The 17,565-nt window shown below is 41.6% G+C and carries 15 protein-coding genes; 11 read left to right on the top strand and 4 right to left on the bottom strand.

Going from position 1 to position 17,565, the window contains the following annotated elements; translation table 11 throughout:
* Positions 1–468: 468 nt before the first annotated feature.
* From GKC25_RS04780 to GKC25_RS04790, 3 genes are read left to right on the top strand one after another with little or no spacing between them, the layout of a single operon-like run.
* A complete protein-coding gene (locus tag GKC25_RS04780) occupies positions 469–1,209 on the top strand; it encodes an ABC transporter ATP-binding protein (RefSeq protein WP_003212171.1) in 741 nt (246 codons plus the stop codon).
* Positions 1,202–2,422 carry an ABC transporter permease gene (locus GKC25_RS04785; protein WP_342689920.1) on the top strand — a complete coding sequence of 407 codons (1,221 nt, stop codon included), beginning with the start codon at positions 1,202–1,204 and terminating at the stop codon, positions 2,420–2,422. The genes GKC25_RS04780 and GKC25_RS04785 overlap by 8 nt, the downstream gene beginning before the upstream one ends.
* A gap of 53 nt (positions 2,423–2,475) precedes the next feature.
* Entirely contained in the window at positions 2,476–3,183 is a 708-nt protein-coding gene (locus tag GKC25_RS04790) for an EcsC family protein (protein WP_342689921.1), read from the top strand.
* Between the two features lie 225 nt (positions 3,184–3,408).
* Here the strand turns inward: GKC25_RS04790 and GKC25_RS04795 are convergent, their stop codons facing one another.
* Entirely contained in the window at positions 3,409–4,596 is a 1,188-nt protein-coding gene (locus GKC25_RS04795) for a M20 family metallopeptidase (RefSeq protein WP_034663572.1), read from the bottom strand.
* A 283-nt stretch (positions 4,597–4,879) separates the two neighbouring features.
* Between GKC25_RS04795 and GKC25_RS04800 the strand changes: the two genes are divergently transcribed.
* Positions 4,880–5,032 (top strand): hypothetical protein, encoded by a 153-nt coding sequence (locus tag GKC25_RS04800; protein ID WP_223249501.1) that lies wholly within the window; start codon positions 4,880–4,882, stop codon positions 5,030–5,032.
* Positions 5,033–5,096: 64 nt separating this feature from the next.
* Here GKC25_RS04800 and GKC25_RS04805 read toward each other — a convergent pair whose 3' ends face one another.
* Positions 5,097–5,582: an antibiotic biosynthesis monooxygenase family protein gene (locus GKC25_RS04805; protein ID WP_034663569.1), complete on the bottom strand. Its 486-nt coding sequence runs from the start codon at positions 5,580–5,582 to the stop codon at positions 5,097–5,099.
* A 127-nt stretch (positions 5,583–5,709) separates the two neighbouring features.
* Here GKC25_RS04805 and GKC25_RS04810 point away from each other — a divergent pair, with 127 nt between their 5' ends.
* The 7 genes from GKC25_RS04810 to GKC25_RS04840 all read left to right on the top strand — a co-directional run bounded on the left by GKC25_RS04810 (position 5,710) and on the right by GKC25_RS04840 (position 15,754).
* Positions 5,710–7,845: a transglycosylase domain-containing protein gene (locus tag GKC25_RS04810; RefSeq protein WP_034663567.1), complete on the top strand. Its 2,136-nt coding sequence runs from the start codon at positions 5,710–5,712 to the stop codon at positions 7,843–7,845.
* Positions 7,846–7,969: 124 nt separating this feature from the next.
* The gene (gene hemE / locus GKC25_RS04815; protein ID WP_095284974.1) at positions 7,970–9,028 is read left to right on the top strand and encodes a uroporphyrinogen decarboxylase; all 1,059 of its coding nucleotides are present in this window, start codon (positions 7,970–7,972) and stop codon (positions 9,026–9,028) included.
* A gap of 32 nt (positions 9,029–9,060) precedes the next feature.
* Positions 9,061–9,999 (top strand): ferrochelatase, encoded by a 939-nt coding sequence (gene hemH, locus GKC25_RS04820; protein WP_342689922.1) that lies wholly within the window; start codon positions 9,061–9,063, stop codon positions 9,997–9,999.
* A 22-nt stretch (positions 10,000–10,021) separates the two neighbouring features.
* Entirely contained in the window at positions 10,022–11,434 is a 1,413-nt protein-coding gene (gene hemY, locus GKC25_RS04825; protein WP_095284976.1) for a protoporphyrinogen oxidase, read from the top strand.
* A 174-nt stretch (positions 11,435–11,608) separates the two neighbouring features.
* The gene (locus tag GKC25_RS04830) at positions 11,609–12,187 is read left to right on the top strand and encodes a TetR/AcrR family transcriptional regulator (RefSeq protein ID WP_034620016.1); all 579 of its coding nucleotides are present in this window, start codon (positions 11,609–11,611) and stop codon (positions 12,185–12,187) included.
* Positions 12,188–12,251: 64 nt separating this feature from the next.
* Complete coding sequence (locus GKC25_RS04835) at positions 12,252–14,561, top strand: YhgE/Pip domain-containing protein (RefSeq protein WP_034663553.1); 2,310 nt, start codon at positions 12,252–12,254, stop codon at positions 14,559–14,561.
* 143 nt (positions 14,562–14,704) lie between these two features.
* A complete protein-coding gene (locus GKC25_RS04840) occupies positions 14,705–15,754 on the top strand; it encodes a M42 family metallopeptidase (protein ID WP_342689923.1) in 1,050 nt (349 codons plus the stop codon).
* A 33-nt stretch (positions 15,755–15,787) separates the two neighbouring features.
* Here GKC25_RS04840 and GKC25_RS04845 read toward each other — a convergent pair whose 3' ends face one another.
* Positions 15,788–17,077 carry a cation:dicarboxylate symporter family transporter gene (locus tag GKC25_RS04845; RefSeq protein WP_034663550.1) on the bottom strand — a complete coding sequence of 430 codons (1,290 nt, stop codon included), beginning with the start codon at positions 17,075–17,077 and terminating at the stop codon, positions 15,788–15,790.
* A 339-nt stretch (positions 17,078–17,416) separates the two neighbouring features.
* The gene (gene yhfH, locus GKC25_RS04850) at positions 17,417–17,554 is read right to left on the bottom strand and encodes a protein YhfH (protein WP_008359029.1); all 138 of its coding nucleotides are present in this window, start codon (positions 17,552–17,554) and stop codon (positions 17,417–17,419) included.
* Positions 17,555–17,565: the final 11 nt, after the last annotated feature.

Consider the following 17,565-nt stretch of genomic DNA (forward strand, 5'->3'; position numbering starts at 1 on the left):
CATTTTCCTTCATCGTATCACAAAAAGAAGCAAAAAAGAAAACAGGACAAGCGAACTCCTTTGGTCGCTCATCCTGCTCCTGCAGAAGAAATGCTGATGCTTTCATTCGATATGCCTTTTGAATTCTCTATTTACTGAAATAAAGAATTCATATGCCTGCTATTTCTGCCGTAAACACCTCATTTGACGTTTTGGTTTGTCGTATACATATTGTATAGGACACAAAAATCAAGAATCAGTGAAGCAAAACAGAAGCTAAGGTTTTTAGATGAAAAACCAACTTGTCATGCGGTTCTTTGCCTTTAACAAACACCTCATTTACTTATTGGTCATCAAGTTCATTTCTTCTACATACATTATGATGACCAAAGCGCCTATTTTTTATTCATGCCCGGTTATAGGTAAACATTTCAAATTACCTTTCGTTTTTGTTACTATAAAGGAAAAAAGAAAGAAAGGAACGAATTCATGTCCCTTCTCACTGTAAAAGATGTAACGGGTGGATATACGAAGAATCCCGTTCTAAAAAATATCTCATTTGAATTAGAAAGAAATCAAATCGTCGGTCTCATCGGCTTAAACGGGGCGGGGAAAAGCACAACCATTCGCCATATCATCGGGCTCATGAAACCGCATAAAGGTGTCATTGAATTGAATGGACGAACTCTTCAAGACGATCAAGAGGCGTATCGTTCGCAATTTACGTTTATTCCAGAAACACCTGTATTATATGAAGAATTAACCTTAAAAGAGCATTTAGAGCTGACAGCGATGGCTTACGGTCTGTCAAAGGAACAATTAGATGAACGTCTGCCGTCATTGCTGAAAGAATTTCGAATGGAGAAACGTTTGAAATGGTTTCCTGCTCATTTTTCAAAAGGAATGAAGCAGAAGGTCATGATTATGTGTGCATTCCTTGTTGAACCAGAACTGTATATCATTGATGAACCGTTTTTAGGGCTTGATCCTCTTGCGATTAATGCACTTCTTGAACGGATGAATGCTGCGAAGAAAAACGGCGCAAGTGTCCTGATGTCGACGCATATTTTGGCGACAGCTGAGCGCTATTGTGATTCCTTTATTATTTTGCATGAAGGGGAAATCAGAGCGAAAGGAACACTGACAGAGCTGAGAGAACAGTTCAATATGAGAGATGCGACACTCGATGATCTTTATTTGGAATTAACAAAGGAAGAAAGCTATGAGTAAAATGACGCAAACCATTTGGAAATCCCGATTAGAGGAACACATGCAAGATACAAGAAAATATTTAAAATACATGTTCAATGATCATCTTGTCATTGTGCTCATTTTTTTCCTTGCAGGCGGAGCGAGCTGGTATAGTAACTGGCTCAAACAGATTCCGGCTCACTTCCCATCCTACTGGGTCATGGCAGTTGTTTTTTCATTGGTGCTGACAAGCTCTTACGTGCGTACGTTGATCAAAGAAGCAGATCTCGTGTTTTTGCTTCCTTTGGAAGGGAAGATGGAGCCTTATTTAAAACAAGCTTTTAATTTTAGCTTCATTTCTCAGCTGTTTCCTCTTATTGCCGTATCCATTGTTGCACTTCCGCTTTATTCTGCGGTGTCTTCAGGCGGCCTCAAGATGTATGTGCTGATATTGGCGCAAATGATTTTGATCAAGGGCTTGAATACAGCAATTCAATGGAGGATCACTTATTTTCAAGGAAAACAGATCAGATGGCTTGATGCAGTCCTTCGTTTTCTATTGAATATGATTTTGATCTATACCGTTTTACAGGCATCCTATGCAATCGCAATCGTTTTTTATCTGATCTATAGTGTCTATCTCGTTTACTTAACCAATGCAGTAAAAAAACAGCCTTTTCAATGGGAATTGCATATTTCTGACGAATTAAAACGAAAACAGCGTTTTTATCGTTTGGCCAATTTATTTACAGATGTGCCTCATTTAAAGAAACAGGTGAAAAGAAGAGCATACATGGACTGGCTTTTGCAGTTTGTTCCGTATGACCAGCGTAAAACTTTTTCTTACATGTATGTGAGGGCGTTTTTACGTTCAAATGACTATTTTGGTCTCGTGTTTAGGCTAACCGCCGTGTTTGTGCTGATTATTTTGTATACAGGTGCAGCAGGCTGGGTGGGTGCGCTGCTTGTCTTGTTCACCGTGTTTATCACAGGTGTACAGCTTATGCCGTTAACGAAGCACTTTGCCCATCTTTCATTACAGGCACTTTATCCAGTTGCTCATCAAGAAAAGGATCGGAGCTTTTTTGTTCTCGTTCGTAATGTGCTTATTATTCAATCGATATTGCTGAGCTGTGCAGTACTCCCGGCAGGAGGATGGCAGGGAAGTGGACTTGCCCTTCTGATTTCGCTGGCATTTGTGCTTGTCCTCTTCAAGCCTTACGTACTCAGTCGATTAAAAAAGATGAGATAAGCGGAGATATGTTTCTGACAGCGAGCGTATGATGACATCAAGGAGGGGACCGGATGAATGCAGCTGAACGGGAGTTGTATGAAGAAGCCATTCTTTTTCAAACGCATTTTTTAAGAAAACCTTCAAAGATCGAACGGTTTTCAAAAGGAGTTCAGCAGCAGGTGAACCGCCGAATCCCTGCTCGATTTCATCAAGTCATCACAAGTGCGGTCAAAACAATGGTTGAATCCACCGTATCAGGATCGCACTTCACTTCATTTTCGGTGATTGATGAGCAATTATCTATCATCGAGCGAAATGAACTGGCAAAGGAGAAAGTGAAGTACTATCAAAAGGCAGCTGCGATCGAAGGAATTGGAACAGGTGCAGGTGGTATATTGCTCGGTATGGCAGACTTTCCGCTGCTGCTTAGCATTAAGATGAAATGTCTTTATGAGCTGGCATGTATTTATGGCTTTGATTTGTCTCAAAAAGAGGAAAGACTCTTTTTGCTCTGTATATTTCAACTCGCCTTTTCCGGCAGTGCACATCGTCAAAAAATGATGTACATCATAGATGATTGGGAAACGAACCGCGAGGAAATGGATTGGTACAGCTTTCAGCAGGAGTATCGAGATTACATTGACCTAGTGAAGCTATTTCAATTAATGCCGATCGTCGGAGCCGCTGTTGGCGGTGTGGCAAATCATCAGCTGACAGGACAGCTCGGAGATGTCGCTCGTCATGTGTTTCACTTACGAGTGTTGAAAGAAGTGAAATAGAAAAGCCGCTGGTGACAGCGGCATCAGCGTGTAGACAAACCCTCGCATTCGTTGTCAGGTCTGCGTTCCGGTACTCACGAATGTTCAATTCGCTCCGCTCCGGTACTCGTCCTTCCTAGACTTCAAAGGTTTTCTATCACACTGAAAAGAAGACAAAGGGCTAAAATAAAAATCATTTTAGCCCTTTGTCAATAATCTAAAGCCGCTGGCGACAGCGGCTTTTTTTCATTCATCGTAGGAAAGGACGGCACGGGCGAGTACCTTTGCTGCGACAGGCATTGCTTTTTCGTTGATATCAAATTTTGGGTGATGATGGGGATACACGTCTTGGCTGTTTTCAGGCATGGCGCCTGTGTAAAAGAAGGTACCAGGGACATGCTGAAGGTAGTAAGCAAAATCTTCTCCACCCATTTGGGTTTCCGCTTCTTTTACTTCTGTGACACCTTCTGTCTGTTTTGCGATGTCAGCAATATATTCAGTCGGCTTTGGATGATTTTTGACAGCAGGATATCCTCTCACATATTCATATGTGTAGTCGGCATCATGCATGTTGCACACCCCTTTCACGACCTGTTCAATTTCTCGTTCGATGGTGTGTCGTGCACTTTCTTCAAAGGATCGTGCAGTACCAGTTAAAACAGCTGAATCTGCAATGACGTTAAAAGCATTCTCTGCCACAAAACCTCCAACAGATACAACAGCAGAATCAACTGGATTGACTTTACGGGCAACGACTTGCTGCAGGTTTGCGACGATTTGTGAACCGATGAGTACAGCATCTTTCGTTAAGTGAGGCTGGGCGCCGTGTCCGCCTTTCCCCTGAACTCGAATAGAGAAGCGGTCGGCGGCTGCCATAAAGTTCCCGCTTTTATAAAGAACGGTGCCACAAGGCTCTGGAGACCAAAGGTGCGTACCGAATATGACATCGACACCGTCTAAGCAGCCGTCTTCAATCATTGGTTTTGCACCGCCTGGCGCATATTCTTCTGCGTGCTGATGAATGAGGACGATTTTCCCTTTTAATTGATCGCGGTGCTCATTCAAGATTTTCGCTAAGACAAGTAGTGTCGCTGTGTGCCCATCGTGCCCGCATGCATGCATCACACCTGGCTTTGTTGATTTGTAAGGCACTTCCTTTTCATCATGGATGGGAAGTGCATCAAAATCAGCCCTGAGGGCAATCGTCGGCCCCGGAGAAGCTCCTTCGATAAAGGCGAGTACACCATGGCCGCCCACCTGTGTGCATGTTGGTATATGTAATGTGTCATAGTAGTTGGCGATGAAAGCGGCTGTTTCTTCTTCCTGGAAAGAAAGTTCAGGATTCATGTGGAGATGGCGTCTAATTTCAACCATTTCCTCATAATGTTCATCAAGACGTTCATTAATGCTTTTTTGTAAAGTGGATATTGTCATTGAGTCGAAAACCTCCTTCATGCTCTTTTACTGATTGTATGGTAATTGTTAGAATCTTTCAACAGAAGAGGATTTCGCATGCTGCATCAAAAGGTCATTTTACATAAAAGTCGAAGTTGATATGAAGCGGGGAAAGGGAGGAATCGTGTTGGGAAGCTGTCCAAATTGTTCAAAAGCATTTTCTTTCGTTGAAAAGTTTCATCTATCACATACGAAAATGATGATGTGTCCAAGCTGTCGTCATCAAGTCAAAGAAACCTTTGTCTCCAAGATGAGTTTTTTCATGATCTGCTTGATTCCGCTATTGGTGATGCTCATTCAATTGAAAGGTGCTTCACCTATGTTGAAGTGGCCGATCTTATTAGGATGGATACTATTGAATTTCTATGTGCTTCAGCCGATCATTCATCGGTACGAGCTGACATCACGACGATAAAATGAAAAGCCCAGCTATTGGGCTTTTTTTCATGAAAAAAAGAAGTGCTGCTTTCAGCACTTCCTTAATTGTCTGTAACGGCATGATAGGATGTGAGAAAAGCAGGACGAGAGAAGATGGAGCCAGTATCCTCATTTGGCTGAAAGAACGCTTCTGATTCTTGAAAGTCTTCAAATAAGTCCTCTGATTCCCAAAGTGTCATAATCAAATACACTTCTTCATCTTTTTTCGGTCTTAACACTCGAAGAGCCTGGAAGCCCCGCTGATGTTCTGAGATGTTCGTCTTCTTCTGAAAAGTAGATTCAAAAAGTGCTCTGCTTTCAAGCTTCACAGGGATATGATTCAAGGTGACGAAGCCAGATTGGACTAGCTCACCTTTCGCATAAATCACATCATAGGCATGAGGGGCTTTAAAAACAGTCTCGCCCTCCGTCTCATGGAAAAGAGCTGCTTGTTCTTTTCCGACCATATAAAGCAGATTCTCCTGATCGTGTTTCTTTGCGATTTTATGCAAGAAATCTGCTGTTCCATATGTGATATAGACATTCATCTAAACCGCCTCCTGCTTGATAGTATAACAAAAGAATGATATATAATTCTTTGGTAGTCAATCCATAAAACATATTATGAAGCAATACATCCCATACTATCCGTATAAAGGAATGAGGTGACCTAATTTGAAGAAAAAGAAGATAATCATTCCATTAGTCATTGCAGGAAGTACCATCGTACTTTCATTTATTGGCTATCTGACCATTTTATTTTTAGGACATTATGTCATAGATGAAAAGAAGCTTGTTTTTCACGCTTCATCCCAAATCATTGATCAGAATGGAAAAGAACTTACAAGTATGTATTCAGAAAATCGGGACCCTGTCTCATTAAAGGATGTACCTGATAAAGTAGCGAAAGCTTTTGTGGCTGTCGAGGACAAACGATTTTATGAGCATCATGGTATTGATGCACAGTCAATTTCAAGGGCGGTTTATCGAGATATATTAGCAGGAGGAAAGGTAGAGGGCGGCAGTACAATCACTCAGCAGCTCGCAAAAAATATTTTTCTCACAAATGACAAAACCTTTCTTCGAAAAACAAAAGAAGTCATTATTGCCATTAATTTAGAAAGAGATTATTCAAAGGATAAACTGCTCGAGATGTATCTGAATCAGCTTTACTTCGGTCATGGCGTCTACGGTATTCAGGCAGCAGCCAATTATTACTTTAGTAAAGATGTGAAAGATTTAACTGTCAGTGAAGGGGCTACACTCGCTGCGATGCCAAAAGCGCCGTCTACTTACTCGCCTGTTTTACACCCTGATAAAAATAAACAAAGGCGGGACACCATCCTTAATTTAATGAATGAGCAAGGATATTTATCATCAACAGAAACAGTAGAAGCAAAAGGGAGAACACTAGGCATTCATTTGAAAAAGAAATCAGAAACACCTTGGGTGGACAGCTATGTCGATCTCATCATTAAGGAAGCAGAATCAGAGTATGCCATTTCACATGAACAATTGCTTCAAGGCGGTTATACCATTACAGTTCCGATCGATATGAATCTGCAAAAGATCGCCTACGATGCGATGAAAAACAACCGTTATTTCCCGGGAAAAAGCGGTTCTCCTGAAAGCAGTGCCGTCTTTATTGATAACGAGTCTGGCGGAGTAAAAGCAGCGATTGGAGGACGAGAATATCAAGCAAGGGGCTATAACAGGGTTACCGCTGTTAGACAGCCTGGATCTGTTTTCAAGCCGATCGCGGTATATGGTCCGGCAATGCAGGAGAAAAAACTCCGGCCTTATTCCCTGCTTGAAGACAAAGAAAAAAGCTATGACGGCTATTCACCAAAGAATTACGATGGGCAGTATGAAGGCAAGGTCACGATGGTGGAGGCCCTCATGAAAAGTAAGAATACAGCTGCGGTGTGGACATTAAGCCAGCTTGGCATTGATACCTCGAAATCATATCTCGAGAAAATGGGAATAGATATTTCGGATCAAGGACTTGCCATGGCGCTTGGCGGTTTAGAAAAAGGGGTTTCTCCACTTCAAATCGCTGGAGCTTTCCACACATTTGCAAATGAAGGCGTATATAAAAAGCCTTTCTTCATTCAGAAAATCACCAATGATGAAGGAGAAACGGTAGAGAAGAATCACAGTAAGTCAGAACGAGTGTTTAGCGTTCAGAATGCTTGGAATATGACAAGAATGCTGCAGCAAGTCGTCAAAGGCGGAACAGCTCAGAGCGGTTCATATGCTGGAGATTTAGCAGGTAAAACAGGCACGACCACATATTCAGGTGTGAAAGGTGCAACAAAAGATGCTTGGTTTGCCGGCTATACGCCAAGTACAACAGGTGCCATCTGGATGGGGTATGACAAAACCGATAACAGTCACTATTTAACTGGCGGCAGTCAATACCCGGTTCAGCTGTTTAAGGATATTTTAACGGCAGGCCAAATCACCAATGAAACATTTGAAAAACCAGAGGGGATTAAAGAACTTCAAGCGCCAATCCATTTAGAGGGACTTTCAGGATTTGAAGCCCGCTATGCGTTTAAAATCAAAGGGTTGTTTACATTAGAGCTGTCTTGGGACAAGCAAGAGGATAAACGGGTTGAATACCGTATTTATGAAAAGAGAAATGGAAACGAGACGATGATCGATTCAGTGACAGGCGTGGGCAGCTACACAATGCCGTATGCCAATGTGTTTTCAGATGCGGAGTATAAGGTGGTTCCATATAATACCCAAACGCAAGAAGAAGGAGAAGGCAGTCCATATGTCAAGCCAGAGGCTTTTGGACGTTAATATTCGGCGATTTTTTGAACAATGAGCCGGTTTAGTATACCGTGCCTTGAAAAAGCGGTATAGTAAAAGCAGTGTTTGAGCCTTATACAAAGAGAGTGTAAGGCGAAAGGTGGAATGAAAGGTAATGGGAAAAACGAAGGCTTTTAATGACACGTTCTTAAAGGCGTGCAAAGGGGAAAAAACAGACCATGTACCAGTTTGGTATATGAGGCAGGCAGGACGCTCACAGCCTGAATATCGTGCCCTTAAAGAAAAATACGGGCTATTTGAAATTACGCATCAGCCAGAATTATGCGCTTATGTAACACGACTTCCTGTAGAACAATATGGTGTAGATGCCGCGATTTTATATAAAGATATTATGACCCCGCTTCCGGCTATTGGAGTGGACGTTGAAATTAAAAATGGAATTGGACCTGTGATTGATTCACCGATACGGACAAAAGCAGATATCGAACGTCTTGGGGCACTTCATCCTGAAGAAGACCTGCCATATGTGCTTGACACCATTCACCTTTTAACGAAGGAGCAGCTGAATGTACCGCTCATCGGTTTTGCTGGTGCACCATTTACGATGGCTAGCTATATGATTGAAGGCGGCCCATCTAAAAACTATCATAAAACAAAAGCGCTAATGTACAGTGAGCCTGAGACATGGATGCTGCTCATGAACAAATTAGCTGATATGACGATCACGTACATACGCGCGCAGGTAAAAGCAGGGGTCAGTGCGTTTCAAATCTTTGACTCATGGGTTGGTGCTTTAAATGCAGCAGATTACCGGACATTCATTAAACCTGTCATGCAGCGAATTTTCACAGAGTTGAAGAGTGAAAATGTACCAATGATCATGTACGGAGTTGGGGCAAGTCATCTGGTGAAAGATTGGCATGACCTGCCGCTAGATGTCGTTGGACTGGATTGGCGTATGAGTGTAGACGAAGCTCGAAAAGAAGGGCTCGCAAAAACGTTACAAGGGAATCTTGATCCAACGATCTTACTTTCTCCTTGGGAAGTCATTGAAGAGAGAGCAAAAGATATTTTAGATCAAGGGATGAAATCAGATCACTTCATCTTTAACTTAGGTCATGGGGTATTTCCAGATGTTTCACCAGATACGTTAAAGAAGCTGACCGATTTTATTCACGACTATTCAGCTAAACATAAAAAAACATCCATCTAAACTATTTCAAATGATCTGAAGGAGTGTTGGTTGTGGAGAAAAAGAAAATGGGGCTTCTTGTCATGGCATATGGCACCCCATATAAAGAAGAAGACATTGAGCGTTATTATACACATATTCGTAGAGGCAGAAAGCCGGAGCCAGAAATGCTGCAAGATTTAAAGGATCGCTACAAGGCAATCGGCGGTATTTCTCCTTTATCAAAAATTACAGAGCAGCAGGCAAATGGTTTGTGTGAGCACTTGAATGACATTCAAGACGACATTGAATTTCATGTCTACATTGGCTTAAAACATATCGAGCCTTTCATTGAGGATGCAGTTGCTGAAATGCACAAGGACGGCGTTACAGAAGCCGTGAGTATCGTTCTTGCGCCTCATTTCTCAACCTTTAGTGTGAAATCGTATAACAAACGTGCACAAGATGAGGCAGACAAGCTGGGCAATTTACAGATTACGTCGGTTGAAAGCTGGTACGATGAGCCGAAGTTTGTGGACTATTGGGTGAAACAAGTGAAGGATACGTATGCATCAATGAGTCAAGAGGAACGAGATTCCGTGGTACTTATTGTGTCTGCACACAGTCTGCCTGAAAAAATTATTGCAGCAGGAGATCCATATCCTGATCAGCTCGCACAATCGGCCAAAATGATTGCGGAAGGTGCGGGAATTGAACACTATGAAATTGGCTGGCAAAGTGAAGGCAACACGCCGGATCCATGGCTTGGACCAGACGTGCAAGACTTAACGCGGGATTTATTTGAACAAAAAGGCTATCAAACATTCGTGTATGTGCCTGTTGGTTTTGTCGCTGATCATCTTGAAGTGTTATACGACAACGATTATGAATGTAAAGTCGTGACAGATGAAATTGGTGCAGCCTACTATCGTCCAGAAATGCCAAATGCGAAACCAGCATTTATTGATGCTCTGGCAACAGTCGTATTAAAGAAGCTTGACGAAAGCAAGTAATCATATAAAAGAAGGCGATCCTATGCATGACAATCAAAAACACCTTGTCATCATTGGCGGTGGCATCACTGGTTTAGCCGCCGCCTTCTATTTGGAAAAGGAAGTCGAAGAAAAAGGTCTTCCGATTCAAATATCTCTTATTGAAGCGAGCCCTAGGCTAGGTGGAAAAATACAAACATTATATAAAGACGGCTACATCATCGAACGTGGACCTGATTCATTTTTAGAAAGAAAGGTCAGTGGACCGCAGCTGGCTAAGGATGTCGGTTTGTCCGATCAGCTCGTCAATAATGAAACTGGGCAAGCGTATGTACTAGTCAACGAAACCCTTCATCCGATGCCAAAGGGTGCTGTGATGGGTATTCCAACTCAAATCAGCCCATTTATTACAACTGGTCTTTTTTCAGTTGCGGGAAAAGCGAGAGCGGCGATGGATTTCGTGTTGCCAAAAAGCAAGGAGACCGAAGATCAGTCGCTTGGTGAATTTTTTAGAAGACGTGTGGGTGATGAGGTCGTTGAGAATTTAATCGAGCCGCTTCTATCAGGCATTTACGCAGGGGATATTGACCGCCTGAGCTTAATGTCCACCTTCCCGCAATTTTATCAAACAGAACAGCAGCATCGCAGTTTGATTCTTGGGATGAAAAAATCACAGCAGCATGCGAAAGCACAGCAAGTGACTGCGAAAAAACAAGGACAGTTCCAAACGATCAATCAAGGACTGCAGTCGCTTGTGGAAGCAGTAGAAAGTAAGCTCAAGCTGACAACGGTGTATAAAGGGACAAAAGTGAAGCAGATTGAAAAAACAGAGGGAGGCTATGGTGTGCAATTAGACAGCGGTCAAACGCTTTTTGCCGATTCAGCCATTGTCACGACTCCGCATCAATCGATCTATTCCATGTTTCCTCAAGAAGCAGGGCTTGAGTATTTGCATGACATGACTTCTACTTCTGTTGCAACGGTAGCACTTGGTTTTAAAGAAGAGGATGTTCATAATGAATATGACGGCACTGGTTTTGTCATCTCAAGAAACAGTGATTTCTCTATTACGGCCTGTACATGGACAAACAAAAAATGGCCGCATACAGCTCCGAAAGGAAAAACGCTATTGCGTGCGTACGTCGGAAAAGCTGGCGACGAATCGATTGTCGAGCAGTCAGACAGTCAAATCGTCAGCATCGTGCTTGAAGATTTAAAGAGAATCATGGATATTAAAGCAGATCCAGAATTGACGACAGTGACTCGCTGGAAGACCAGTATGCCGCAATATCACGTCGGTCATCAAAAAGCTATTTCGAACATGCGAGAAACGTTTAAGCAATCATATCCTGGTGTTTATATCACAGGTGCTGCTTTTGAAGGTGTTGGAATCCCTGATTGTATTGATCAAGGAAAAGCCGCCATCTCAGAAGCTGTATCGTATCTATTTTCATAAAAAACAACTCCCTTTTCTGTCATGGAAAGGGAGTTTTTCATGTTCGAATCATTCGAAAAGAGTTGGGAATCATAAATGTGAACAAAGTTGTTGCATCCGGGGAAAAGGATATGGTATATTACTTTCTGTACTTAATGACCAAAACGTTCAAATAGTCATTTCGGGAGTGAGATCATGAGTGTTGATAGGAGACAAATGATTTTAGATGGTGCGACGAAGGCATTTACTCAATTCGGGTATAAAGCGACCACAATGGACCTCGTGGCGAAGCTTGCCAACGTCGGGAAAGGTACCATTTATACATTTTTCAAAAACAAAGAAGAGTTGTTCGATGAAATTTTCACATCCCTTTTACTAGAGATGAGGAAAATTGCGGATGAGGCGATTGATGAGAAGAATAGTTTCTCTGAAAACCTTCACTTAGCACTCTTTGCAATTTTAGAATTTCGAAAAAACCACCAGCTCACAATTAAGATTTTTCAGGAAAATGCGGAGCTTGGCACGTCAGCGGTCAAGGAAATGATCGAAAAGATGGAGCAGATGATCATTCGCTATATCAAAATGAAAGTACAAGAAGCGATGGATAAAGGCGACATTAAGCCTTGTGATCCTGAATTGACTGCATTTGTGATGGTGAAACTATATATTGCACTGATTTTTGATTGGGAAAAGCGATACGAGCCTTTAACAAAAGAAGAGGTAGCCGAATCGCTGGAGCTTTATGTCTTAAAAGGACTATCTGCAACAACATAATTTTTTTTGAGTTCATATGACCAAATTTTATATTTAGTCATTCATCTATGGGAGGAAAACAGCAATGAATTTAATTCGGAATCAATGGAAAGACATTGTAACGAGCAAAAAACTACTGATCCCGATTTTAGCTGTCTTATTTATTCCGCTGATTTACAGTGGTGTATTTTTAAAAGCATATTGGGATCCATATGGTACAGTTGATCAACTGCCTGTAGCGGTTGTCAACTTGGATGAAGGCAGTCATTATGACGGGAAAACCCTTCATGTCGGCGATGATTTAGTGAAGGAATTAAAGAAAAACGATAATTTCAAATGGAATTTTGTCGATAGTGAAGAAAAGGCCGTAAAGGGATTAAATAACGAGGATTATTATCTCGTTGTGGAAATACCAAAAGACTTCTCGAAAAATGCAAGTACAGTGCTAGATAAACATCCGAAAAAATCGAATCTGAAATATTATACGAATCCAGGCGCAAACTATGCGGCGTCACAAATTGCGAATAATGCCATTATCAAATTAAAAGATTCGGTTTCAAAGGAAGTCACAAAAAATTACGCCGAGGTCATCTTTGATAACTTCAAAACGATTGCAAAAGGATTAGATCAAGCAAGCGATGGCGCGAAGAAAATTGATGACGGAACAAAAAGCGCAAAAGATGGCAGTACAAAGTTAAAAGACAACTTAGCCAAATTGGCTGAAGGTACGTTAACCTATAGCGAAGGTGTTCATCAGTTCGCAGGGAAAATGGGTGAACTGAACACAGGCATACAGTCTCTAGACAGTGGGCTCGGTCAGCTCTTAACAGGCTATCAAACCATTGATCAGAAATTTGGAGATCTTGGTACAGGAATTGATACATTAACCGAAGGATTAAACACAAGCCGTCAAGGACATCAGCAGCTCGCTTCTAAAATGCCGCAATTCACAGCGGGCATTGAGCAGCTAAACAATAAAGCACAATCCTTTTCAGAAAAAATTGCAGCAGTAGAAAAAGTCTTATCGTCACCAGAATTAGCGAATCTTGAAAAGATGGCGCCTAAACTCGATCAGGTGAAAAAAGACGCAAAAACGTTCAGTACAAAACTTGCTTCATTAAAAGAAGCACTATCAAATCGAGATGCTAAAGTAAAAAGCATTATCCAAAACAGCTCTATGACAGATGAAGAGAAAAAGGCGGCAATGGATCAGCTGAACAGTCTGCCTAAAATCGAACTGCCTGATCTGTCTGGACTCGAACAAAGCTTAGCGGCCTTGCAGGAACTGCCTGATGCAAGTGAGGTTCAATCAGCAGTTGCATCTGCAAAAGCGCAGCTGCAGCAAGTCAAACAGCTGCCAAAGAAAACAGAACAGCTGTACACGTCTACCGTCGCGATACAAAACGCGATCGACCAAATGACATCAGGTACGAATAAATTGTATCAAGGTGCACTGAAGCTTCAAACAGGTCAAGACCAATTACAAGATGGTCTGCAAACAGCAAATGGAAAGCTTGATACGGCGAAAAGCGGAGCGGATAAGCTTGCAAGTGGATCAAGTCAGCTTAGCGCAGCGTTAAATAAGCTAGAAAGTGGTTCAACAAATATCCAAAGCAATACATCTAAGCTTGCCGAAGGCTCAAAATCGCTTGATAAAGGATTGGGAGATTTAAAGAGCGGTACAGGTAAACTGTCCAATAAATTGAAAAGCGCTGCTGATGAAACAGGTGAAATTGATGCAAATCAAGACAATTACAATATGATTGCAAGCCCTGTTAAAACAGAAAACGATACAGCGAAAAAGATTGATAATTATGGAACAGGGCTCACGCCTTATATTTTATCCATGGGACTCTTTGTTGGGGCTCTAATGCTCACCGTTGTATTCCCAATGAAAGACCCTGCTGGACGCCCTAGAAATGCGTTTGAATGGTTTGTCAGCAAATATAGCGTGCTTTTGCTTGTCGGTATCCTGCAAGCAGTCATTGCAAGTACTATGCTCATCTTTGGGCTTGGTCTTGAGGTGGAAAGTCTCTGGCGCTTCTATCTCTTTGCGATCGTCGTCAGTCTGACATTCTTAGCGATTATTCAGCTGCTAGCCACAACAATGGGGAACCCAGGACGCTTCATTGCCGTCATTATCTTAGTTCTTCAGCTCGCAGCAAGTGCTGGTACATTCCCGCTTGAGCTTGTGCCGAAATTCTTCCAAGTCATTCATAGTCTGCTTCCAATGACATATACAATCAATGGATTTAGAACGATCATTGCAAGCGGTGATGACAGCTATTTATGGCACCAAGCAGCGATTCTTGGAACAGTTGCGATCATCATGATGGCGGCAACAACCGCATACTTTGCTTGGAACGTAAGAAAAATGAAACAAGACGAAGCTTAATCAATGAATCCTTTCTCTTGATAGAGGAAGGATTTTTGATTTGAAATTAGACATCTTGAACCCGAAGCGATATATTTTAAGAAGAGATGCTATAAAAGGCATACATGGAAGGAATTGCTTTCAGACAAAGGAGGAAATGCCGAATGACAACTGAAGTAAACGAAACCGTTCAGCTGATTCAAAAGCTCGTATCGATCCCAAGTCCGTCAGGGAATACAGAAAAGGTGATTGGCTTTGTTGAACGCTTTTTACAGGATGTAAATATTGAGACAAAACGAAATCGAAAGGGCGGCTTAATTGCCACTATTAAAGGAACCGATGATAAGGAACACCGCATGCTGACAGCACATGTCGATACGCTTGGTGCGATGGTAAAGGAGATTAAATCAAATGGACGGCTTCGTCTTGCACTCATTGGAGGCTTTCAGTATAACTCAATCGAAGGTGAATACTGTGAAATTGAAACCGCTTCAGGCCATACATACACAGGAACCATTCTCATGCATCAAACGTCAGTTCATGTCTATGCGGATGCGGGAAAAGCAAAACGAAACCAAGAGAATATGGAGATCCGACTCGATGAAAAGGTGCAAAATGCAGACGATGTCAAAGCACTTGGCATTCAAGTAGGGGACTTTATCTCATTTGATCCTAGAGTGGAAGTGACGTCTTCAGGTTTTATTAAATCAAGACACCTTGATGACAAGGCAAGTGTGGCGCTCTTGCTGCGACTCATCCACCGCATTCAAAAGGAAAACATCACATTGCCGCATACGACGCACTTCTTAATTTCCAATAATGAAGAGATTGGCTACGGTGGAAATTCCAATATTCCAGAAGAAACGGTGGAATACCTCGCTGTCGATATGGGAGCTATCGGCGATGGTCAATCAACAGATGAATACAGTGTGTCTATTTGTGTGAAGGACTCAAGCGGTCCTTATCATTATGGATTACGCAAGCATTTAGCCGCATTAGCAGAGGAGAACAATATTGATTACCGTCTAGATATTTACCCTTATTACGGCTCTGATGCATCAGCAGCCATTAGAGCAGGGTATGATATCATTCATGGACTGATTGGTCCTGGCATAGATTCCTCGCATGCATTTGAACGAACACATGAAGATTCTCTCGTCCATACAGCGAATCTCCTTTATCACTATGTTCAATCAGAATTAATCATGGCATAAAAAAAGAACCCCGATAGATGGGGTTCTTTTTCGTTAGCTTGAAAGCTGTGTCGGTTCAGGTACTTCTTGTCCAGTCATCACGCGATGTCCTTTTTCAGGGTCATATTGTCCTTCCCATTTAGACATCACAACAGCTGCAAGTGCATTTCCTGTTAAGTTAACAACTGTTCGCGCCATATCCATGATACGATCCACACCTGCAATAAATGCAAGACCTTCAGCAGGTACACCGATCGTTCCTAATGTTGCGAGTAATACAACAAAGGAAGTGCCAGGAACGGCAGCCATTCCTTTAGATGTCACCATCAGTACAAGAACAAGTGTGAGCTGCTGGACGATCGTGAGGTCAATGCCATATACCTGTGCAAGGAAAAGCGCAGCAATAGCTTGATACAGTACGGAGCCGTCTAGGTTAAACGTATAACCGATTGGGATAACGAAAGAAACAATTCCCTTCGGACATCCAATGCGCTCCATTTTATCCATGACTCTTGGTAAAACTGTTTCAGAGCTGGATGTACTAAAGGCAAGAAGCATTTCGTCTTTCATGTAAGCAAGAAATCTGAAAATATTGACGCCAATCATCTTTCCAATAATTCCGAATACAACGATAAGGAAGAGAGCGAGCGCAAAATAAACAAGACCTACAAGCTTACCTAATGAAATAAGAGATTCAAGACCAAATTTTGATACAGTCACACCAATGAGTGCGAAGACACCAAATGGTGCAGCTTTCATCACAACATTGACGACATGGAACATGGCGTGTGATACACCTTCGAAGAAGGCGAGCACTGGTTTGCCGCGTTCACCAATGGCTGAAACGCCAAGAGCAAATAACACAGTGAAGAAAATAATCGCAAGCAAATCACCTTCCGCCAATGATTGGAAGAAGTTCGTTGGAACGATATGAAGGAACGTATCAGCAACTGATTTGCTGCTTTGCTCTTTTTCCGTTTCAACATACTGGCTAATATCTTGTTTTTCCGTATTTCCAAAGTCAACGCCTGCACCAGGTTGAACAAAGTTTGCAAGCGCAAGACCAAGAATAATCGCAAATGTTGTGATAATTTCAAAATAAAGAATAGTCCTAAAACCAAGTTTCCCTACTTTTTTACCATCACCGGCACCTGCAACACCTAAAATTAAGCTAGATACGACAATTGGTATAACAATCATCTTAATGAGTCTTAAGAAGAAGTCTCCAATTGGTTTTAAATAAGTCTCAACGCCTGGGTTACCGAAAAAGATTGCCCCAACAACGACACCGAGAATAAGACCGATTAGGATTTGTGTAGCTAATCCAAATTTTAATTTTTTCATAGATTTCCTCCCTAACATATTCATTAAAGGAATATTCCCATCATATTAAGTTTTAATATATGAATTAAAGTATAACTAAAATTAAAGAGGCTCGTCCACGATTAAATTATATTAAGAAAATACAAAATTGTTTGAAAAAATGAACATTTAGAACCTCCTTTATTGATTCAAGTCAATAAAAAGTGTCTTCAGAACTAAAACTCATCATATAAAAATACTAAAAAACCCTTTTATGACAAGGGTTTTACCTTTTTACCTATTTTTCAGAAAAAATAAAAAGCACTTTTGACTCCAACTGACGATGGAGGAAAAAAGTGCTTTTTATTTCAATTTTTTACCTTATTTAAGATAACTTACTTGTGAGCATTCCTCACATTCATTACCGTAACACTCGTGTTGTTCCATTAAATCATTTCCACATTTTGTGCATTTCTTTGAGGGCAAATTTCTAAAAAACTCAGTGATTTTTCCTAGCATTTGTCATCCTC

The organism is Bacillus pumilus, assembly GCF_038738535.1.
Classification (GTDB): Bacteria; Bacillota; Bacilli; order Bacillales; family Bacillaceae; genus Bacillus.

Bases quoted from the DNA above. Each gene is read 5' to 3' on its own strand.
- GKC25_RS04780 (WP_003212171.1), top strand. From the start codon at position 469: ATGTCCCTTCTCACTGTAAAAGATGTAACGGGTGGATATACGAAGAAT.
- GKC25_RS04785 (WP_342689920.1), top strand. From the start codon at position 1,202: ATGAGTAAAATGACGCAAACCATTTGGAAATCCCGATTAGAGGAACAC.
- GKC25_RS04790 (WP_342689921.1), top strand. From the start codon at position 2,476: ATGAATGCAGCTGAACGGGAGTTGTATGAAGAAGCCATTCTTTTTCAA.
- GKC25_RS04795 (WP_034663572.1), bottom strand. From the start codon at position 4,596: ATGACAATATCCACTTTACAAAAAAGCATTAATGAACGTCTTGATGAA.
- GKC25_RS04800 (WP_223249501.1), top strand. From the start codon at position 4,880: ATGATCTGCTTGATTCCGCTATTGGTGATGCTCATTCAATTGAAAGGT.
- GKC25_RS04805 (WP_034663569.1), bottom strand. From the start codon at position 5,582: ATGAATGTCTATATCACATATGGAACAGCAGATTTCTTGCATAAAATC.
- hemE (WP_095284974.1), top strand. From the start codon at position 7,970: ATGGGAAAAACGAAGGCTTTTAATGACACGTTCTTAAAGGCGTGCAAA.
- hemY (WP_095284976.1), top strand. From the start codon at position 10,022: ATGCATGACAATCAAAAACACCTTGTCATCATTGGCGGTGGCATCACT.
- GKC25_RS04830 (WP_034620016.1), top strand. From the start codon at position 11,609: ATGAGTGTTGATAGGAGACAAATGATTTTAGATGGTGCGACGAAGGCA.
- GKC25_RS04835 (WP_034663553.1), top strand. From the start codon at position 12,252: ATGAATTTAATTCGGAATCAATGGAAAGACATTGTAACGAGCAAAAAA.
- GKC25_RS04840 (WP_342689923.1), top strand. From the start codon at position 14,705: ATGACAACTGAAGTAAACGAAACCGTTCAGCTGATTCAAAAGCTCGTA.
- GKC25_RS04845 (WP_034663550.1), bottom strand. From the start codon at position 17,077: ATGAAAAAATTAAAATTTGGATTAGCTACACAAATCCTAATCGGTCTT.
- yhfH (WP_008359029.1), bottom strand. From the start codon at position 17,554: ATGCTAGGAAAAATCACTGAGTTTTTTAGAAATTTGCCCTCAAAGAAA.